Origin of the sequence: cf. Phormidesmis sp. LEGE 11477 (assembly GCF_015207105.1) — a bacterium.
Taxonomy (GTDB): Bacteria; Cyanobacteriota; Cyanobacteriia; order Phormidesmidales; family Phormidesmidaceae; genus Phormidesmis.
This window is the reverse complement of the sequence record NZ_JADEXO010000115.1, coordinates 1-18,875: the sequence shown is the minus strand read 5'-3', so window position 1 is coordinate 18,875 and position 18,875 is coordinate 1. Positions and strand designations below refer to the sequence as shown.

Below are 18,875 nucleotides of genomic sequence, written 5' to 3'. Positions count from 1 at the left end.
GCAGAAGGCGGCGGCATAGTCGTACTCAAGCGGCTGAGTGAGGCGCAGGCGGCAGGCGATCGCATTCAAGCAGTCATCCTCGGATCTGCCACCAACCACGACGGACGCACCAATGGCCTAACAGCCCCTAGCAACTCGGCTCAAGTGGCGGTCATTCAACAGGCACTATCCGCTAGCCGCCTGACGCCCGCCGAGGTGGACTATGTAGAAACGCACGGCACGGGAACGGCGCTAGGCGATCCGATTGAAGTCGGCGCGTTGGGTCAGGTATTTGCAGAGGCCAAGCGAACAAAGCCGATAGTGCTAGGGGCGCTCAAGACGAATATCGGCCATGCAGAAGCCGCAGCGGGAATGGCCGGATTAATCAAAGCAGTTTTAGCGATTGAGCATAAACAAATCCCGGCTAACCTACATCTCGACCGTCCTAATCCGCTGATTGACTGGGCAGCGCTGCCTTTTCATTTGCCCCAGCAAACAATGCCTTGGCCAGCAGAAACCGACGTTCGCACGGTGGGTGTCAGCGCCTTTGGCTTCAATGGCACCAACGCCCACTTGATTGTACAATCGCCATCCAAGCCGCTTAGAATCTCTTCTGAACAGTCTTCTAATGCGCTTTCTAATGAGTTTTCTAACGGGTCTGCTGTGGAGGAAGAACGCGATCGCGAGCAGCCTCATTCCTATCTTCTCCCTTTATCCGCCAGATCAGCCGCCGCTCTGACGCAGCTAGTTGCCCGCTATGCCCAATATCTAGCTGCCCATTCAGATAGTCAGCTAGCCGACTTGTGCTTTACAGCCAGCGTGGGGCGGTCGCACTTCCCCTATCGCCTAGCTGTTGTCTCTACGTCTCTTTCAACGCTACGGCAAAAGCTAATCGCTGTGCTTTCTGGCCGTCCTCAGCTCGACTGTTATTACAGTGACAGCTATAAAGGTGACAAGCCTAAAGGTGGCAAGCCTAAAGGTGACAGTTCCAAAAGTAACAAGCCCAACAGTGACAAGATTACGCGCTCAAAGACAAAAGTGCCTTTCTCTCCTTCAGCAGTTTCCCCTTCTGCTATCTCTCTGGCTGCCACGGCAAAACAATACGTCAATGGCGAAACGGTTAACTGGGGCGCACTTTATCAGGGTCGAGATCACAACAAGCTAGCCTTACCGACCTATCCATTTCAGCGAGAGTACTATGGACCGGGTCGAGACCAGCTTTGAGCACAACTTTGGGTGTCACTGTAGTGTCATCTCCTAGCGCGGTTTATAAGGTAACTTATACTGAAGAGTTTGAAGGATTTTTGAGGTTAGTCGCGATTATGTCTTCTCGTCACACTCCCCGGCGTGCTCGGTCGCTAGGCAAACTAGCTGCGATCGCGCTTACATTGATCACGCCCCTTGCCACTACTGCCTCAGCTCAGAGCCAACTGTCGCTGACAGAAGAGTCTAGCCAAAGTGTTTTTGATGCGCTCTCAGGGCAAGAACGCGCTGCACTAGAAGCGGGCCAAGTGATGGTTAGCGCTGCCCGGAATGGAGACAATGGGCAGTTTACAGCGCGAGTGTTGATTGACGCGCCTGTAGAACAAGCGTGGGAAGTCCTAACAGACTATGACAACTTTGAGAAGTTCTTGCCTAACATAGAGAACAGCGAGCTTTTAGAATCGGAAGATAATCGCCGCGTGTTTGAACAGATGAACGTGATCTCTGTTGTGCCTTCAGTCCTTGAAATCAACAGCCGAGTGGTGATTGAATCAACAGAAAATTATCCCAAGGTGGTGGATTTTCGGCTAGTTGACGGCGATTTGGATGCTTTGCAAGGCATTTGGCAGCTAGATCCGGTGACAACTGATGACTCTGGGACAGAACAGGTACTCGTCACGCACCAGGTAAACATTGACCCTGGTAATAGTTCGCCTAGAGGATTGTTCTTCAGCACCTATCGACTGGTCTTAGAAGACTCTCTGCTTGCAGCCAAGGCAGAAACTGAGAAAAGAGCGAAAGCAGTGGCAGCTGAATAATATGCCTGCTTGCGGGGCACGAAGAACAGCGGTGCGTGTTCAGCTTTTTGGCAAAATGCAAGATCTTATGAACACAACGCTAGCCATGCCATGCTTCAAATAAACGGCCACAATCAGCACGCGATCATCACCGGAGGATCAAGTGGAATTGGCAAGGCGATCGCGCGACAGCTAGCAGAACAGGGTGCCAATATCTCTATCATCAGCCGTAGCCAAGATCGTTTGCGCTCGGCGAAAGCAGAGATAGAGCAGGCCAGACAGTCTGCTCGGCAAAGCGTGGTGACGGTGGTAGGAGATGTGAGCGATCGCAGCCAAGCCGAACAAGCTATTCAAACTGCCATAGAACAGCTTGGTCCACCGCATTTACTCGTTACCAGTGCAGGCATTGCCCGTCCTGGGCACTTTCAGGCGCTGCCTATCGATGCGTTTGCAGAGGCCATGTCGACTAACTACTTTGGCACGCTCTACTGTATTCGCGCCGTCTTACCAGTCATGGAACAGCAGCAGGCTGGGCATCTTTGCCTAATCTCATCTGCCGCTGGGCTAGTTGGGCTCTACGGCTATAGCGCCTACGGGCCCAGCAAGTTTGCAGTTCGCGGACTGGCCGAATCGCTCCGAGCCGAGCTAAAGCCGATCGGCATTGGTGTCTCTGTGGTCTACCCCCCGGATACGCAGACTCCTCAATTAATAGAAGAGAACAAAACCAAGCCCGCTGCGACCAAAGCAATCACAGCCACAGCTAAGCCGTGGACAGCCGACGATGTTGCCCAGCTCATCTTGAAAGGAATACAGCAAAACAGGTTTGAAATCTCTCCGGGCACGGAGATAAAGGTTTTGACTCGATTGCATAGTCTAATAGCACCCCTGTTAAACAGGTACTTTGATGGAATTATCGCTAGACATCCCCGTCAGTAGTTAATGAACTTAAGCCCGCGAACTCAAGTATATAAACTCGGCAGCAAGATCCTATTAGACAGGTTCTACAAACCCCTTCTCTGATAGGAGTCTTTCAATCTTGACGTGATGAGCATCCTCCCACTCTTCTAAAGACTGCGCGGCGTCTTTGTCCGCTCTATCTTTTGCAATCTGCCAAACCGCTTCTGCTTCTGCGTGAGGCACTACCGCAATTCCTTCCTCATCGGCAATCACAATATCGCCTGGAAAGACTTTGACGCCGCCGCACATAATTGACCTTTGCAATTCACCTAGCTGCGCTTTCTTCCCCGGTTTAGGAATACATCCCCTAGCAAAAACCGGAAACTTAGCGATGCGTACTTCAGCAATGTCTCGAATTGCACCGTCGATCACAAAGCCTGCAATGTTTCTTTTTTGGGCGATCGCGCACACATTCCCACCGCTCATTGCATAGTCGCTGTTGCCTGCTTCTACCACAATTACCGCTCCTGGTGCGGCCCGATAGATAGCCGCATGCAGCATCAGGTTATCGCCCGGTACACACCGCACAGTGTAGGCAGGCCCGGCAATTCGCGGAATCTGAGGCCACAGCTCACGAATGCCGAGGTTCATGAACTGTGATCGCGCCAGCGCATCAGCATAGGCTGTTGGAGAAATAGCTCGGTACTTAGCGAAGGAATCTTGCATAAGAGAAGGAAAATAGCATCGCAAAAGTATAGCAACTGGTTTAGAGGAAAAATTCAAGAAAAAACCTAGATGCTGATATTTCAAGCATCTAGGGCTGTCTCACAATCTACTGAGCTGTTCTATTCACCTAATCGTCACTGAGCTATCAAAAAAGTAGAGATAAGAGGATGACAATCAGAAAGGCGAAGAGGAAGAACTCAATGAAGCTGCCGCCTCTAGAGACATTGCGGCTCCAGCCGCAGTTGAGACAAACATAGTGGTTCTCACCTCTAAGAACGACCGAGTGTTGTCCGCAACTGGGGCAAGAGATGTGGTGTGGATGCACATGGTGTGGCGCATCAGTTCTAAGTGGAGTAGGCATCTAACTAAGCTCTCCTATGGAGAGGGCATAAAGGGATAGATAGCGCAGACTCACATTTGATTCTAGTAAGTCTGCTGGGTTAAGGTTTCATAAAGAAGGCTCCTCAGCCTGAAACAAAAACGGCTGTCGTTGATCTACTATGGATGGGTCATTGTGATTTACCTCCCGTGGCAAACGTTCAATAGGAGAATCTTGCAATTCCACCTGTTCGGTTCTCCTACTGACCTTATATTGAGAGAGATTGATATAATTGACACTTTGTCTTTTGGGGCGATCGCGCTATATACGTAGATGGCGAATGGCTACGCCAAGACAAACAAAGAAAGAGAATTCAGTAGCTTTTGATACCGATTAGATAGTTTTTGGCTATTTTTGTAGCCAATGATACGTTTACCTATCTAAAAGCATGAGAAATTGGGACAATTGGATCTGTGTGAAACTTCTATGAAGATCCAATTTCTTTCCTGAAAGTCCCCATTTTCTTTTGTGTTATGTATGTCTGACTACAAAGAGTTTGATAGCTGGCGTATCTATCATCTGTATCGCTATCTTTTCGCCCGACTTGCAGTTAGTCGAAAGGCAACCGGAGAGCCTATTGCTCTGAAAATCGCCACTCGATTGGGCAACAGAGGTTTCCGAAAATTAGTTAAGCCTCTCTTTGAGCAAAAAGGACAATGGGACGGTGCGATCGAGCAGAGCAATATCACCACAGGTATGATTGTTCAGATGCTCAGCGAGCTAAACCAAAATTTAAACAGAGAATATGAGCAGGGCGAAATTCCCTACAACCGAGTGCTAACGGCAGAAGATACGCTGATAGCGCTCCACAAGGTCATCAATCTAACGCCAGAGGAATGCCAGCAGTTAGGCTTACCAAAGGGCGACGGCCTAACGCTGCTTAGACAGATGCTATTAACGCTAAGGGCAGCGGGCGGCGTTGAAAATTATGAAGTTGTTTTCAAGGCATACAAAGAAGCAGTCGGGCTAGATTTTTCTAGCCAACGAGACGATATTGAAAACTTGAACGATATCGACCAGTTGATTACCAGCACCGTAGCAGACTCATTAGCATACTTGCCGGATAAGCCGACTTATGAGCGCAATGGAAAACCGATCTCGCTAGGTAAGCAAGATACCATCCTTGAGCTGACTGAAAAAGCAAAAAGAGCGATTCGTCGACTGCTAACCCGCAGCGGCAATACTAGAGCTTTCTTATCAGATAAAGAAACAGAAAATCCGTATATCCGCCACTATCTACAGCCAGCCTTTGTTCACAAGCTTGCTCAAACTGTTGTCAGCAACGAACGCTTGACTCAGCAGTTTCCTATCTACCTGAAGCGAGTAACGATGAAGGCTTATGGTCCTCTGCCCTTTCTAAATGTTTCAATAAAAGATAGAAAAAGTAGCGGATACACGCCGCTGTTGAACCCAGAGCTGCTAGATCTAGATGCCGAGCTAAACCGAAGAGCAGGCCCTAATGAAGCTGGCACTTCAGGGCCGAGTGATTATGATTTAGCCTCTCAAGAATCAGTGAAATTTACGGTTGAATTCTATATCAAGGTGCCTTCTAGCTATCAAGGCTCAATCAAAAAGACTTTTGAGAAAATTTCTGATAACCCCACGCTTTCACAAGGCGATCGCAGAAGAGTTGACTTCTATCTGGATAGTACAGGCATTGGCGGCACCCTCGCCCACATCATTAAGATCCTTAACCTGACGCTGCTAAGAGACATTCCTTGCCTTAGCAGCTTCTTTCCGATTGCCCATGATGTCACCTCCACGCAGCAGATCATTCGAGATAATGTGTCTTCTCCAGTTTGGGCGCATAGCCTTGCCCAGCTTTGTTATAACGAGGCAGTAGCAAAAGCTTTACAACAGTTTGACCAGAGCGATCGCCCTTACGAGCTGTCGTCATTTAATGATCCGATTGGTCATGGCGACTATTGCGGCTTTGATTTTTTGCTGGCACAGGCTCGCGCGGCGCTGATGGCACGCCTGCAGGCGGTTAGGAACACTGGCATCTGCCCAGATATTTATCTATCAGAGCTGTGCGAAAGAACAGAAAAGATGATCGTTCTCAAAAAAGCCTGGGCTGCTTTGAAGCGCTATCCCTTCTCTTCTATGGCGATGAGTGGCATTCTACATAAGAACATCATCGATAAGACGCTAGGGGCAGACAGCCTAGATATGGAGGTAGGTAGCTTAGATAAACAAGACTCTTCTATCCATGTGGAGGCTTATCTTTCTATTGCGGAAGCTTTGCTAGATGAAGGGGCTTATCGAGCTAGCTATCCCTATCTAAGTGGCCTCAAGTTCATTGACGAATATGTTCAGCAGGGGCTAGATATTAATAGTGATGAACGAAGAAATAGCGAGCAAGAGTTTGAGATTTTTTCGGGGGCGCTGATTGTCCGATATCTGATTTGTCTGGCCAATTACTACTATCTATACGATCGCGAAGACGATCGGCATGGTGAATATCTTCTACCAGGCTGCGAACGAGATATCAACCGACAGGTACTGATCCAAAAGTCATGGGCAGCGTTAGAGCACGCGAAGCAACATTTAGAAGTCAGACTCAAAAAATATGTTGTCGTTAGAGAACCCTCGCAGGGCATCTTCAATCCCCACCACGCTTTGCTCGGTAAAATCTATTTCACCAGAGCCAAGCTGCTGACCTTCTTTTCACAGTATGTACTAGAAGATAGACAGGTCTTAGCTTCTGAAAGCTTTGCCGGACAGCGGCGCACTGAAGCTTCTACCCATCTAGGCAGACTGTATTTAGCTGAGAAGGCTCGTCTGTATGCAGCGGCAGATGGCGATAGTGAAGTCTATGCCTGCTACGCTGCGACGCAAAGCTATCTCTATCTTGCTGCTGCCTACGCTCAGTCAGAGATATGGAGCTCTCCTACTAGTGAGGCTTTGAATCCGTCCGCATGCTTACAGTGGGCAGAGACGCTACGCAATCACGCGCTGCTAACCTATGCCGAGACAGGACGCCGATGCTATTACGACATTAAAGAGAAAAGCGGTCTACCAGATGAATATGATGAATACGATGCCTATGACAACAAAGATCCCTATGAGATAGCAAAGCTGCCAGCCATACTAGAGCTGCGGGGGGCGGAGAAACAGCAGGTTAGTAGAAAAGAAGATAGTTTCATTACTTTAGATATCTCTTTGCTGGGGATGGATCCGGCGCTGCTACCTAAGCTGACGCCAGAGCGACCTACAGATAATATCTACTTGTTTGGCACTAATGCCTGCTATCTGTTTTTCGCAAGGGGGATGTATCTGCTCTGTAGCGATCGCATCACCGAATTCGAGCTAGACAAAGCCCAGCAGCCCGCCGACTGGGACGAAAAGCTAACCACGGCTATCCGTCTATTGAACATGGCCTGGGCGATCGCAGAAGATGGCTGTCGCTTTGAGAACGTAAAAAAGAAAGTCAACGGCAAAACTGAAAGCTATCGCAGAATTACCCGATCGTTTAGCGATAGTGATGACCCGGCGCAGTATACTTCCCAAGAGATCACTTCTGTACGCGATCTGTATCCACGGCGAATAACAGAGATTGCAGATCTCGGCAAAATCTTCTCTGCGGCCTGTATGGTGCTGCGGCTGCATCTAGTTTCAGAAGAAGCGCGATCGCCTATCCAAACAGACATCGAAAAGCTCCTCGATATGCTACATGGAGAATATCGCTTTCGGCAGCAAAAGACTTTGAAGGCGCTTTTACGCAGACAGACACGCTACAACGGTCATCTCCAAGACTACCTGGCCAGTGCCAGCAGCATCCTCCTGGCTCACGCTGACCAGGCCAGTGAGCCAAACAGCATCCAGACTCACCGAGATCGGCTAATGTCGGCACTATTCGGCGCACTGCTCGACCCTGAATAGCTTTGCCTAGAGGCGCTATCTAGAGGCGCTTGGCTGATTCGGATTTAGCAACATGCCCCAGAAAGTATTGTAAGGATGAACCTCATGCGTCGCCCGTGTGCCTTCGGCGATCGGTGGGCCTTGGCCAGTCACTAAAGAGCCAGTCACTGAACCTTTTGTGACTAAGGGTTCAGTGACTAAAGGTCTGTGCTCGTTAGCCCATTGAAAGATAGATCCCTCTAAGTTTATAGCTCGATAGCCAGCTGCTCTTAGCGCCTGTCCTAGCCGCGCAGAACGATAGCCAACGGAACAATAAACTACAATCGGCGTGTCTTTAGAAATTCCTAACTTGTCAACCTCAGGTATCGTTTTGGCTCGATAGGCACCGAGCAAGTGGCTAACTGCGTACTCTTCTGGTTTGCGAGCGTCGATCAAGTGTGGAAGAGTAGACGGATCTGCCGCCAACCACCGGGCTAGCTGCGCTGTAGAGATCGTCGGCACTGATGGGAACGAGCGTCTGATCCAGTGCTTGACGCCTTTCCACGCTAAGGTACGTATATAGAATGAAAAGGAAGAAAACCAGCTCATAGCCGACCTTTTGTGTAGATTGAACAGATCCTAGGAGACTAACCTTGATTGACTTTGCACCTTGGTCGCAGATGCTACGGACCTATGTTGTCAGCGGACAGGTAGACTATACCCTCTGGCAAAAAGAGTCTGCCAGAGAGCTCGACCAGTGGCTAGCTAGCTTGCAGACTGCTGATCTGAGTGCTATGGGCCGGGAGAGTGCGATCGCCTTTTTGATCAATCTCTACAACGCCCTAGTCATTCGGCAGGTACTACAAAAATATCCTATCCGCTCTATTCGCCCTAAAGTTCTAGGCGTGCCTAACTGGGCTAGCTTTCTCTTATTCTTCAAGCAGTCTGTTTATTCGCTAGGCGATCGCACCCTCAGCCTAGACAATATCGAACAAGACATCCTCCGCCCTCAATATGACGAATCACGCACTCATTTCGCCCTGGTCTGCGCTTCTACCGGCTGTCCGCTGCTGCGCTCTGAAGCCTATACACCAGACCAGGTCTTAGACCAGCTAGAAGCAGACGCCCAGCGCTTTATCAACGACACGGCCAAAGTCAACTACGACGCGGCGAGTAATACGCTCTATTGCAGCAAAATCTTCAAATGGTACGAGGATGATTTTGCCGCGACAGCCGGATCTGTTCCCGACTATATTCAGACCTACCTCGCAGAGGCGACCATTCCAGCCAACGTCAATATCGTCTATCTACCCTATAGCTGGCAGCTCAACGATCAGCGCACATTCTCATAGAACCGTTTTAGTGTCGTGGTCGATACGCCGACGCCCCACAGCATACCAATCGCCAGATAGATCAAATTGGCCTTGATAGGCCCCCACTTTGCCACCCGCCGATCCGAAGATTGGACGGTACGATTCACCTGCTTGATCCGGCCTCGCTGCGCCAGCTTAATGCACAAATCCGCCTCTTCCATAATCTCAAGCGCGCTGTCAAAACCACCACAGGCCAAAAAATCTGTTCGACGACAGAACATTACCTGATCGCCAAACAACAGCCTCAGTCCCTTTGTTAAAAACAGCCGGGGCCGAAACAACAGCGGCGCGTAGTAGGTTTTAAGACTGTTGTGCAACGAGGTTGACCAGCGGGTGGTCATGCGGCCCGTCATCAGTGAAACAAAGCCGCCGCAGGCCACAGTAGAATCGCTCAAAGTAGCTAATATCACGTCAACTACATCATCTGGCACAATCGTATCGCCGTGCAAAAAGCACAAGATATCGCCGCTGGCCTGCTGGGCACCTAGGTTCATTTGGGTAGACCGTCTAGCGTGCTGAGTTGTGAGGATGGTTGCACTGTATTTTTGGGCGATCGCCACCGTATCATCATCGCTGCCGCCATCGACGACAATCACTTCTTTGGCAGGCGGATCGAGTATAGTTAACTGCCGCAGCGTTCTGGCTAACACCTTCGACTCGTTCAGCGTTGGGATAATAATAGAAACACTCGCCAATTCGCCTTACCTTGCCCTAGCCCTGGCTCTACATGAAACGCAACGATCTCTCTTATTATGACCAGTGGGCTACAGAATGGTGGCAAAAAAGCGCCACCGTCGCCCCGCTCAATCGACTCAATCCGCTGCGGTTTCAGTTTTTTGATCGCTATATTCAACACTGGCAGGATCTCAAGGTGCTAGATGTTGGCTGCGGCGGTGGCTTTACCTGTGAGTTTTTGGCCGGTCGTGGCGCTCAAGTTACCGGTGTTGATCAATCTGCGGCCTGTGTTCGGGCCGCTAGCAGGCATGCCGACGAAGCCGGGTTAGCGATCGCATACAAGCAGGCTCAGGCCGAACGGCTTCCTTTCACCGATGCTTGCTTTGACGCGGTTGTCTGCGTCGATGTGCTAGAGCATGTAGAAGATGTGGCCCAGACCATAGCAGAGATTGGCCGCGTGCTCAGACCCGGCGGCTGGTTTTGCTTTGATACGATCAATCGCACCTGGCAGTCAAAGCTAGTAATGATTTGGCTATTAGAAAATACGCTCAGGCAGATTCCACGCGGCGTTCACGATTGGCAAAAGTTCATCACGCCCGCAGAACTCTCGGCGCTGCTAGAACAGCAACAAATGAAGCTGCAGGCGCTGTCTGGCTTTGATCTATTCGGCGCAGGCATACTAGGCAAGCTCAGAAGGCTATACAAGTATCAAAAAACAGGAAAGTTTCAGATAGACTTCACCGACGGTAATCAATCTAAAAGCAACAGTTCTAGTCAGCGCGTTATGTATATTGGCGTGGCTACTAAGGGAGTTGCGGCCAAATAACATACCGGACGCTCTTTCTGGCATCTGCACGTAGCATACAGACCGAAAACCCCTCCCTTACGGTTCCCACAGGGAACCAAGTCCCGTATTCCTATACACATAGGCAATTTCCCCTCCGCCGGAGCGGTGGAAGCCCGCGTCGCTTTGCGGCGCTAGGGAATGTCCACCAAGACAGCGGTGGAAGCCCGCGTCGCTTTGCGGCGCTAGGGAATGTCCACCAAGACAGCGGTGGAAGCCCGCGTCGCTTTGCGGCGCTAGGGAATGTCCACCAAGACAGCGGTGGCCGAAGCCTAGCGGAGGTCGGGGTGGGTAGGCAATCTATGCCACTGAGGTTATTAATTCGCATTTTCCTAAGGCAGCGATTGATTAGTCACTATTCAAGCGTGTTCAGGCGTGACGAGCAGACTTATGCAAAAGTTTGCTCTGCCAGATTCGCTATCCTAATAAGTACTAAAAGATTCAGCCTCGACTTTATGAATTTTGCCGAAAGCCTCAAAATGGCGACTAAAACGCTTAGCGCTAACAAATTGCGTAGTGGCCTGACGATGCTAGGCATCATCATCGGCAATGCTTCTGTGATTGCCATGGTCGGCATCGGTGAAGGCGCACAAAAGTATGTGAATGGCCAATTGCAAGACCTAGGGCCAAACGTGCTGTTCGTCGTGCCCGGCAATCGTGAAGCCAGGCAGCTAGGCGATCTCGATATCCCTAGAACGCTGGTGCTAGCCGATGCGAAGGCGATCGCGACTCAAGTCCCCTCTGTAGCAGCCGTCGCCGCCGAGAAATCTACTCAAGGCATTGTCAACTATCGCAATCGCAATACCAGTACCAGCATCACCGGCACAACCCAAGGGTTCTTAAATGTCCGTAACTTTGAAGTTGCTCAAGGACGCTTCCTCGATGACTTGGACGAGCGCTCAAACCGTCTGGTTGCGGTGATTGGCAGTACGCTAGCCGAACGACTGTTTGATAACGAAAGTCCTCTAGGTAAGCAGGTTCGAATCAAAGGAATCACGTTTGAAATCATCGGCGTCCTAGAGAAAAAAGGATCTAGTCTAGGGCTCGACTACGATGACTCGGTGATGATTCCAATTACGACCTTGACCAGTCGGCTGGTCGGTCGCACTTCGCCCTACGGTATTGAGGTGGGGTTTATCTCTATCTCGGCAGTTAGTCAAGAAGCGATGGAGACCGCCGAGTTTCAAATCACCAATCTGCTGCGCCTGCGCCATCGCATTACCGCAGGTGACGATTTCTATATCCAAAGTCAAGACACGCTGCTGGATATCGCCAATACGGTCACGGGCGCACTGACCTTGATGCTCGCTGCGATCGCATCCATTTCTCTATTCGTGGGCGGCATTGGCATTATGAACATCATGCTCGTCTCTGTCCGCGAACGTACCCAAGAAATTGGCCTACGCAAAGCCATCGGCGCATCCCCAAAAGACATCCTTAGTCAGTTCTTGATCGAAGCGGTGATTCTCTCTGCGCTAGGCGGACTGATCGGCACAGCCTTCGGCGCAGGCGGCATCTTTTTGATCGCAGCGATTAGCCCTTTTGAAGCTGGCGTCTCTGTTAGCGCCGTCGTTGTCGCCGTCGGCGTTTCGGGCAGCATTGGGTTGTTCTTTGGCGTTGTTCCCGCTCGCCAAGCCGCCAAGCTAGATCCGATTGTGGCCCTTCGCAGCGCCTAGGAAAAGAAAACCCCATGTCTCCTCTAATTCAATTTCGCAATATCGCCAAAGTCTACGGCACGGGCAACACCGAAGTTCGCGCGCTGTGGGATGTAAATATGACTATCGATAGCGGCGAGTACTGCTCGATTATGGGGCCATCGGGCTCTGGCAAATCTACGGCGATGAATATGATTGGCTGCCTCGATCAGCCCACCGCTGGCGAATATTTCTTCGATGGGCAAAATGTCGCCAAGCTGGCCGAAGATGAGCTAGCCCACATTCGCAATCGAAAAATTGGCTTTGTTTTTCAGCAGTTTCATCTGCTGCCGCATCTTACCGCCCTAGAAAATGTAGAACAGCCGATGATGTATGCGGGCGTCTCTAGCTCACAGCGGCAGAAACGGGCGATCGCAGCGTTAGAGCAAGTGGGCTTAGGCAACCGGGTAAACAATCGACCCAATCAGCTATCGGGCGGACAGCAGCAGCGAGTGGCGATCGCCCGTGCCATTGTCAACAATCCGCTGCTGATTCTAGCCGACGAGCCCACCGGAGCCCTAGACACCCAAACCACTCAAGACGTAATCAACATCTTTTCTGAGCTGAATAAAAGCGGCATCACCGTCGTCATGGTCACTCATGAACCCGAAGTCGCCCGGCTCACCAACAGGATCATCTGGTTCCGCGATGGAGAAGTGCTCAATCATCATCTAGCCCCAGAAGAGCTTGCTAGCGTCACCGCCATGCCAGTATAGAAGGGCTACAGAGAAAGGCGATAGCTTTGTTCTAGCAAGGGCGAGCTGGTCTAGGTCTGTAATCTTATAGACGGATGGATGACGGGGGTTTCACCGATGGACAATACGCGGAGCAAAAAGGCTACAGAACGCCCAAGCGGCTATCAAGTCTGCCTGGCTTTGATAGCCTCGATGGGTATCAGCTTTAGCCCCTGGCTGCACAGCGCTAGCCAGGGTAAAACTACTCAGCCTGAGGTACAGCCTGCGCTATTCGATCTTCCTTCGTTTGACTCTCGCTTATCTGAGCGCAGCAAGCAATCCGAGTCCGAGCCAGACGAAGATGCCGCGATCGCAGCCGTGGCAGCGGGCATTGAATTTATCCGAGCTGGCGACGTGCCTGCCGCGATTGAATCGTTTGAAAGCGCCGTTAGTCTCAATCCTGCACTAGTCGCCGCTCACTACAACCTGGGTCTGGCTTTGCGTCAAGACGAACAGCTTCAGGCTGCCGCCGATTCGTTTTGGCAGGCGATTCAAGCCGATCCGACCTTTGTTTTAGGCTATGTCAATCTCGGGGCGGCCCTGCTAGAAGGCGACAACATCGACCAGGCCAAAGACTACCTCCTACGCGCGCTCGAACTAGACCCTGAGCTAGGCATTGCCCACTACAACATGGGGCTGTTGCACCAGCGAGAAGGCGATCTTGCTGCTGCCTTTACCGCCTTTAATCAGGCGATCGCCCAACCTGCCTCCGCCCCCAAATCGCACTATCAAATCGGCCTGCTCTACCTCAGCCAGCAGCAGTACAGCAACGCCCAAAAAGCCTTTGAGAATGCGATCGCCCTAGACAAAACCTACGCAGAAGCCCACTACAACCTAGGCGTATCGTTCGTCCGCCAAAGCAGCCCCGTCACCGCCATCATCGCCTTTGACAACGCCATCGAATTGCAGCCAAACTTTGCCCACGCCTACTACGCCAAAGCGCTGGCCCTAGCAGACCTACAGCGCTACCCAGAAGCTAAGGCGCTGTTAGCCACCGCTAGCAATCTGTACCTCACCCAGGGCAACTCAGCATGGGCCAACATCGCTCAAACTCAAATTACTTTAATCGAAAGTCAAGAGCAATCTTAACTGGCATTGTCATAACTTAGGCGGGCGCGGTCAAACTGAACCCTGTTGCTCTAAATCGATAGCATTTTGAGGTGAGAAAGTGAGAGAGAGCGGATCAGGTTGTGCTGCTTGAGTAAGAGGGTAGGTTCGTCTGTTACTGCTTCAACAACTTCTTCGACTAGGTAGCGATCGCGTAAGACATCGAGCGCCGCAGTTTGGTCTGCGGCGGCGAACTCCCAGTCTTCTAGATGGCTTAGCCACCAGTCTTCGGGCACTGCACAGCGATAGACTGACGACTCACACAGCAAAATGTAGGCACCGCGAGCATCTTGCCGCAGCCGAGCCAAGGTATTTTCTAAGCGAGTTTGGACGTTGCGGCGGAGAGCGCGGGTGAAACGATCGAGCTGCCATTTGTCATCTGCGCCTGTGGTGTGGCCGAGTGCGGCTGCGGCGAGCGCTTTTTCGACGGCTTCGATTTCTGAGCGGTAGCGTTTCCAGTAGGCAGATACGTTGCCGAAGAAGGGTGTATCGCTGATCTCTCCTAATATGGTTCGTAGCGCTAAGGGGTGGCCTTCGTAGGCTTTGCCGATTCTGACCAGGTTGGGGTCGCCTGCGATAAAGCCGGTTTGTTGGAAGAGTGCTTGCTGCTCGGATTCACTTAGACCTTTGATAGCCTGACGATGCCAGAGGGTTTGGTAGCGAGAACCAGTCTCTACAATCTGTGAGGGGAGTTCTTGAGAGGTGATGATCAGGCGGCTCTGACAGGTGCTGCTTGCTAGGAGCGCTTGAAAGAAGGTGACAAAGCCATCGTCTTGAAACTGGCTCTGGTTCTGTTCATTATTGCCGTGCAGGATCTGCTCAAGCGAGTCGATTAGGATCAGCGTAGGCGTGGTCTGTAGGTGTGTGACTAAGCGGCGGATGAGGACTGAGCTTTGGGTGCGTTCTTCGAGAGCTACCAACTGGCCGCAGCCTTCTAGTAGGCGGGTAGCGAAGCTGATAAAGTCGGTGGACTGTTCTTTTTGATCGAAGTTCTCTCTGAGTAGGCGGTAGTGACTATGTTGGTGCGGTTGCTTTTGATCCTGTAGGTTGGCCGTTAGCCGCTCGGCTAGTGCGGTTTTGCCGATGCCAGAAAGACCGGTGAGTAGCAATAGGCGACAGTTGCTGCTGAGTTTTTCGGTGAGGGTGGTGACGAGCGATTCGCGTCCGACCCAAAAGGCGTCGTAGGCGAAGAAGGCAGGCTTAGGCGAGGTAGAGGAATCAGCTTTGTTGCTGAGGGGAATATTGCCTTTTGGCAGCATGATTTCGTGAGGATCGAGGCCGAGCGCTTCACAAATTTGCTCGAATTTGGCAACGGAGACTCGGATGCCTCGACAGAAATTGTTGACTGTAGAGAGCGCGATTAGCAGGTGAGCGGCTAGATCTCCTTGAGTGAGAAAGCCGTTGCGTTCTAGGACGGATGGAATCGCATCTCGATAGTCAGGATGCAGGCAAACAGAGCGGGCCATAGGCTCAAATGATGTTACCCGAGAGTAGCTGATTGGCGGATAGCTGCAAGGTTGGGAACAGGTGTGATTTTACAGTATCAGCGCCTTTGTAGATCTGTTCTTCGTAAGTGTCGCTTTTTAGCATGAAGATAACAATCTGCTGCCGATGGCGATCGATAATCCAGTATTCAGCGATTTGCCACCATTCGTACTGCTGACGTTTCCATTCATAGTCACGGAGGTAGTTTTCGGTGCGATGGCGAAGCCTCTCCTGTGGAGAATCGCTCCCTGGACTCACCACTTCAGCAACCAGCAACGGCGGCGGCATCCCTATCAAAACGGCGTTCTTTTTAAGCGCATTCATCAGCTCCAGATGTTCGGGGCGAAGCACGCTTAAATCGGGCCTGCGATTGACCCGGCTATCACCCACTGGCTGGACTTCTATTTCAGTTGAGACGCTGACTAGGCGTCTATTCGGAAGCAGTCGTTTTAGCCGCTCGGTAAGTTCTTCAGCAATAAAGCTATTTTCTCTATCTTCTGGCGGCAATTCGATCACTTCTCCGTTACTTAGCAGGCGAAGATTGCTGGCTGGCAGCTCTGAGGCTAGATATTCTCTATAGGTCTTGTAGCGCGTAGAAGTAAACGTCATTAGCTTGAACCAAGCTCCGCATCGCAGCTATATCCGAATTTAGAAAGTATAGCAGAGCCACTCTAGGGGCACGAACCCATGCCTGAAGAGCGGTGTGAACTCAGGCATGAAAAGCCGCGTGAACTCATGCCCTACTCGGGGATGAGCTGAGGTAGGGACTTGGCAGGATGAGTTTGTCAACGAAAAGAGGTCCGATTACGGGCTAAAGGAGACAAACAAATGCAGGTTTACGCAGAGCATCTGTATGCGGCGTGGGGATTGGTGCAAAGAGGCAGTCCGGCAGCGGGCATCGATGGAATTACAACAGAGTTATTCGCAGGGGTGGCAGAAGAACAGATCGCGCGGATGCATCGGCAGCTACGGCGAGAGGTGTATGGGGCAGATCCGGTAAAAGGATTCTTTGTGCCCAAGAAGAAGAACGGTGAGCAGGTCGGCAAGCGGCTAATTGGGCTGTCGACGGTGAAGGATCGCATTCTTCAGCGCTATTTGCTCCAGTCGATTTACCCTCGGCTAGAGGCCACGTTTACAGACAGCGCGTTTGCCTATCGGCCCGGTCTATCGATCTATGGCGCGGTGGATCGGGTGATGGAGCGCTACGCGCCGCAGCCGACCTGGGTGATCAAAGCGGATATTCAACAGTTTTTTGACAATCTTTCTTGGGGAGTGTTGCTAGGTCAGCTAGAGCGGCTAAAGATTGTGCCGGGTCAGGTACGGCTAATCGAGCAGCAGCTAAAGGCAGGAATGGTGTTGCAAGGACAGTTCTATCGGCCCAATAAAGGCGTGGTTCAAGGCGGCATCTTGTCTGGGGCGTTGGCGAATCTGTATCTGAGTGAGTTTGACCGCTTGTGTCAGGAGGCGGAGATTCCGCTGGTGCGCTACGGGGATGACTGTGTGGCGGTGTGCCATAGCTATCTGCAGGCAAATCGTTTTTTGATGATGATGCACGGCTGGCTAGAGGATATCTATCTAACGCTGAATCCAAAGAAGACGAAGATTGTTGGACCGGATGAGGGGTTTACCTTTTTAGGACACACGTTCGCACAGCAACAGGTGATTAGACCTGAGCGGACGTGGTCGGTGAAAAAGAAGGAGAAGAAGCTAGCAAAGCCAGTGTATGGGCCACCGAAGGCTTGCAGCATTATTAAGTTTCCGAAGCGCAAGATTAAACGATCAACAGACGAATATTGGAGAGATGGCATGACAACTTTGTATGTGACAGAGCAAGGGGCATATCTGCGGGTGCGGCATCAGCAGTTCCAGGTATTTCACGAGCGAGAATTGCGGATTAGCATTCCGGCGAACAATATTACCTTTGTTGTAATCTTTGGAGCCTCGAATGTATCGCATGGCGCAGTGCGGCTAGCGCTACAGCGGCGAATCCCGGTGCTGTATCTGTCCAACAAGGGACGCTACTTTGGTCGATTAGAGACAACTGGTCAGGCGAAGATTGACTACTTGATTCATCAGGTAGATAGATCACGAGATGAAAGCTTCGTACGGCGGCAGGCGCAGAACATTATTGTTGGAAAGCTACACAATTCTCGTAAGCTGCTGATGCGGCTGAATCGACGGCGGAAGACAGAACTCGCAACAAAGGCGATAAAAGAGCTGGCCGCACTAATGAAAAAGGTACGAACCGTAGAACCGGTCGAATCCATGCTGGGATACGAGGGGCAAGGGGCTCATCTCTATTTTCAGGCTTATGGTTCGCTGCTGAAGGGGCCTTTCAAGTTTGAAAAGCGAACCCGCCGTCCGCCCACAGATCCGACCAATAGTTTGTTGAGCTTGGGCTATACACTGCTGTCTCAGAATGTCCATGCGATGACTGAAGCAGCGGGTTTGCATACTCACTTTGGCAATCTGCACGTAACTCAGCCGAATCGCCCGTCGCTGGTGTGCGATCTCGTAGAAGAGTTCAGGGCGATGGCCGTGGATTCGCTGGTGGCGTATCTGCTCAATTCTAATATCTACAAGCCAGACGATTTTACACCGCCGGATGGGCGAGGCGGAGTGTACTTGCATCCTGATGGCTTGAAACGATTTTTGAAGCATTGGGAAGAGAAGCTGCAGTCACAGACGGTGCATCCACATACGGGCTACAAGGTGAGTTTGCGACGGTGTTTTGAGCTACAAGTCTGGGAATATGCGGCGGTGATTAGTGGAGAGCGGGAGGACTATCGACCGATGATTTGGACGAAGTAAGAGAAGGAAAGTACGAGAGACGAAGATGTTCTATCTAGTTTGTTACGATGTCGTGCTCGATCGGCGTCGCACCAAGGTTGCTCACATTCTCGAAGGTTATGGCTTACGAGTGCAAAAGTCTGTTTTTGAGTGCGTGCTGACGCCGGATCAACGAGAGATGTTGAATAAGAAGTTGGCGAAGTATATCGATGAGACAGAAGACCAGGTGCGGTTTTATCCGATGTCGCCTCGCTATCGAAAGATGGTGGCGGTGATGGGGATGCAGCCGGAGCGGAAGGTTGATGATGTGGTGTTTATTGTTTGACAGAGATGGGGGGATGGGGGATGGGGA

Annotated in this window: 16 protein-coding genes; 11 read left to right on the top strand and 5 right to left on the bottom strand. The window is 51.1% G+C overall.

The window, feature by feature from the left end; genetic code table 11:
* The 3 genes from IQ256_RS23515 to IQ256_RS23505 form a co-directional block, all read left to right on the top strand.
* Positions 1–1,203: polyketide synthase (locus IQ256_RS23515; protein WP_228025211.1), on the top strand; the 1,203-nt coding region annotated here is incomplete at its 5' end.
* Positions 1,200–2,000, top strand: a complete 801-nt coding sequence (locus IQ256_RS23510) for an SRPBCC family protein (RefSeq protein ID WP_228025210.1) — start codon at positions 1,200–1,202, stop codon at positions 1,998–2,000. The genes IQ256_RS23515 and IQ256_RS23510, both read left to right, overlap by 4 nt.
* 90 nt (positions 2,001–2,090) lie before the next feature.
* Positions 2,091–2,915, top strand: a complete 825-nt coding sequence (locus IQ256_RS23505) for an SDR family oxidoreductase (RefSeq protein ID WP_228025209.1) — start codon at positions 2,091–2,093, stop codon at positions 2,913–2,915.
* A 54-nt stretch (positions 2,916–2,969) separates the two neighbouring features.
* Here IQ256_RS23505 and IQ256_RS23500 read toward each other — a convergent pair whose 3' ends face one another.
* Positions 2,970–3,602 (bottom strand): RraA family protein, encoded by a 633-nt coding sequence (locus tag IQ256_RS23500; RefSeq protein ID WP_193858127.1) that lies wholly within the window; start codon positions 3,600–3,602, stop codon positions 2,970–2,972.
* An 856-nt stretch (positions 3,603–4,458) separates the two neighbouring features.
* On the opposite strand from IQ256_RS23500, the gene IQ256_RS23495 reads away from it, so the two are divergent.
* Positions 4,459–7,863, top strand: coding sequence for a hypothetical protein (locus tag IQ256_RS23495; RefSeq protein WP_193858126.1), 3,405 nt, complete (start codon positions 4,459–4,461; stop codon positions 7,861–7,863).
* A gap of 15 nt (positions 7,864–7,878) precedes the next feature.
* On the opposite strand, the gene IQ256_RS23490 is transcribed toward IQ256_RS23495, so the two are convergent.
* A complete protein-coding gene (locus IQ256_RS23490) occupies positions 7,879–8,430 on the bottom strand; it encodes a rhodanese-like domain-containing protein (protein ID WP_193858125.1) in 552 nt (183 codons plus the stop codon).
* A 44-nt stretch (positions 8,431–8,474) separates the two neighbouring features.
* Between IQ256_RS23490 and IQ256_RS23485 the strand changes: the two genes are divergently transcribed.
* The gene (locus IQ256_RS23485; RefSeq protein ID WP_228025208.1) at positions 8,475–9,173 is read left to right on the top strand and encodes a DUF547 domain-containing protein; all 699 of its coding nucleotides are present in this window, start codon (positions 8,475–8,477) and stop codon (positions 9,171–9,173) included.
* Here the strand turns inward: IQ256_RS23485 and IQ256_RS23480 are convergent.
* Entirely contained in the window at positions 9,155–9,889 is a 735-nt protein-coding gene (locus IQ256_RS23480; protein ID WP_193858124.1) for a TIGR04283 family arsenosugar biosynthesis glycosyltransferase, read from the bottom strand. The genes IQ256_RS23485 and IQ256_RS23480 overlap by 19 nt on opposite strands.
* Before the next feature lie 32 nt (positions 9,890–9,921).
* Here IQ256_RS23480 and ubiG point away from each other — a divergent pair, with 32 nt between their 5' ends.
* From ubiG to IQ256_RS23460, 4 genes are all read left to right on the top strand, one after another.
* Complete coding sequence (gene ubiG / locus IQ256_RS23475) at positions 9,922–10,695, top strand: bifunctional 2-polyprenyl-6-hydroxyphenol methylase/3-demethylubiquinol 3-O-methyltransferase UbiG (RefSeq protein ID WP_193858123.1); 774 nt, start codon at positions 9,922–9,924, stop codon at positions 10,693–10,695.
* 473 nt (positions 10,696–11,168) lie between these two features.
* Positions 11,169–12,389 (top strand): ABC transporter permease, encoded by a 1,221-nt coding sequence (locus tag IQ256_RS23470; protein WP_193858122.1) that lies wholly within the window; start codon positions 11,169–11,171, stop codon positions 12,387–12,389.
* A gap of 14 nt (positions 12,390–12,403) precedes the next feature.
* Positions 12,404–13,123 carry an ABC transporter ATP-binding protein gene (locus IQ256_RS23465; RefSeq protein ID WP_193858121.1) on the top strand — a complete coding sequence of 240 codons (720 nt, stop codon included), beginning with the start codon at positions 12,404–12,406 and terminating at the stop codon, positions 13,121–13,123.
* Between the two features lie 96 nt (positions 13,124–13,219).
* Positions 13,220–14,230 (top strand): tetratricopeptide repeat protein, encoded by a 1,011-nt coding sequence (locus IQ256_RS23460; protein ID WP_228025207.1) that lies wholly within the window; start codon positions 13,220–13,222, stop codon positions 14,228–14,230.
* 50 nt (positions 14,231–14,280) lie between these two features.
* On the opposite strand, the gene IQ256_RS23455 is transcribed toward IQ256_RS23460, so the two are convergent.
* Both IQ256_RS23455 and IQ256_RS23450 read right to left on the bottom strand, forming a co-directional pair.
* The gene (locus tag IQ256_RS23455; protein WP_193858119.1) at positions 14,281–15,714 is read right to left on the bottom strand and encodes a helix-turn-helix domain-containing protein; all 1,434 of its coding nucleotides are present in this window, start codon (positions 15,712–15,714) and stop codon (positions 14,281–14,283) included.
* Between the two features lie 4 nt (positions 15,715–15,718).
* Positions 15,719–16,342: a Uma2 family endonuclease gene (locus tag IQ256_RS23450; protein WP_193858118.1), complete on the bottom strand. Its 624-nt coding sequence runs from the start codon at positions 16,340–16,342 to the stop codon at positions 15,719–15,721.
* Positions 16,343–16,561: 219 nt separating this feature from the next.
* Between IQ256_RS23450 and cas1 the strand changes: the two genes are divergently transcribed.
* A complete protein-coding gene (gene cas1 / locus IQ256_RS23445; protein ID WP_193858117.1) occupies positions 16,562–18,544 on the top strand; it encodes a CRISPR-associated endonuclease Cas1 in 1,983 nt (660 codons plus the stop codon).
* A 25-nt stretch (positions 18,545–18,569) separates the two neighbouring features.
* The gene (cas2, locus tag IQ256_RS23440; protein ID WP_193858116.1) at positions 18,570–18,848 is read left to right on the top strand and encodes a CRISPR-associated endonuclease Cas2; all 279 of its coding nucleotides are present in this window, start codon (positions 18,570–18,572) and stop codon (positions 18,846–18,848) included.
* Positions 18,849–18,875 lie beyond the last annotated feature (27 nt).